This is a genomic window from Vibrio sp. 2134-1, from assembly GCF_033339495.1.
Window position 1 is genome coordinate 1 of sequence record NZ_JAWOUS010000443.1, and the last position, 691, is coordinate 691.

Here is a 691-nt window from a genome sequence, read left to right on the forward strand (position 1 = left end):
GCCCAGTCGTACAAGTGCGCGACAGCTATGGCCGCATCAAAGTTAATGCTGATACCGACGGACTGGTAAGTTACGATGGTCCTTTGACGGTATTAATCAACCGCTACAGTGCATCGGCATCTGAAATTTTCGCAGCTGCAATGCAAGACTACAACCGCGCCGTCATTCTTGGCGAAAACTCGTTTGGTAAAGGTACGGTTCAGCAGCATCGTTCATTGAATCATATCTACGATCTTTTCGATAAAGAGCTCGGTTATGTTCAATATACGATTCAAAAGTTCTACCGCATCGATGGCGGCAGTACTCAGAACCGTGGTGTAGCGCCAGACATTGCGTACCCAACACCAATTGATCCGAGTGAAACCGGTGAAAGTGTTGAAGACAATGCTCTGCCTTGGGATAGTATCGATAAGGCGACTTATCAGACATTTCCAGATAACGACAAGTTGATTGCAAACTTGACAGAACTTCACAATAAGCGAATCGCTGATGAGATGGAATTCCGTTTCATAAACGAAGACATTGAGAAGTATCGTAAAGAAAAAGACGACAACATGTTGTCTCTAAACGAGAAAGTCCGCAAAGACGAGTCAGATAAAGCAGAAGCATTACGTTTGAAACGTATTAATGAACGTCAAACGGCTTTGGGTAAGAAAACATTCAAATCTTTGGATGATGTGCCTAAAGACTA

The 691-nt window shown here is 43.6% G+C and carries 1 protein-coding gene; it reads left to right on the forward strand.

Features of this window, described 5'->3' with window-relative positions:
- On the forward strand, positions 1-691 hold a 691-nt coding region (locus R7R78_RS26510; RefSeq protein ID WP_225474658.1), incomplete at both ends, for a carboxy terminal-processing peptidase.